A 748-nucleotide genomic window follows, 5' to 3' on the forward strand; every position below is an offset into this window, starting at 1 on the left:
TCGGCGTTGTCTACTGCGTGGCGAGAGCCCAGCCACGACAGGTCGCTGGGAGAGTAATGGTCAAATTCTGGCCGAAAGTGCATAATATCCCCCGATGATGTGATGAATGTGGACTACGCCCCCTGGCGCCGTTGGCGCCGCTGCCACAACTCTTCGCCCCTGGAGATTCCTTGATTCGGAGATTCCCAGGTAAGCCGCGACGGTGAAGGGGCGGCGGGGGAGTGCTTGCCGATGAGGTCTTTGAGCGTGGATTCGTAATCGTCGTCGTCAGAGTTGATTTTATCGACGGCTGCGCAGAAGCTTTTCGAGTCGAATAATTGCTCTACGTCGCCGCCAAGTGCCGCAATGTGGATAATCAAATCACGATTATGCTGAGCATCTTCAACTTGGCTATGTGCTGTTGAAAGCTCGGATTGTAGGTCTTTAATCGTGGATTCGAGTTTCTCTTTATCTGCGGTAAGTTTCTCAACTTGCGCTAACGATTTTTCCGCCCGGTTTTCCCACGTGCGAGAGTGGGACCGCATGTCCTCGTACTTTTTACGGTAGTCATCTGGTGCGGTTTCGGATTCAGCCTTTGCGGCGTTGGTGGCAGCATCCACGTCGGTGGTGTCCTTTTCGGACTTGTCAGTGCGTGCGTCCTCGTGCGACACAGTCTCCCCCTAAATGTTCAGTTTGTGGACTACGGCCTCATTCATCCCTTCCGGATACAAACCGTAACCACCCAAAATAATAGCACACGTGTTCATTT

Annotated in this window: 1 protein-coding gene; it reads right to left on the reverse strand. The window is 52.9% G+C overall.

Going from position 1 to position 748, the window contains the following annotated elements:
- Positions 1-113 precede the first annotated feature (113 nt).
- Positions 114-650 carry a hypothetical protein gene (locus tag QP990_RS12120; protein WP_239208830.1) on the reverse strand — a complete coding sequence of 179 codons (537 nt, stop codon included), beginning with the start codon at positions 648-650 and terminating at the stop codon, positions 114-116.
- Between the last annotated feature and the right edge of the window lie 98 nt (positions 651-748).

The organism is Corynebacterium sp. MSK071 (assembly GCF_030232125.1).
Taxonomy (GTDB): domain Bacteria; phylum Actinomycetota; class Actinomycetes; order Mycobacteriales; family Mycobacteriaceae; genus Corynebacterium; species Corynebacterium kefirresidentii.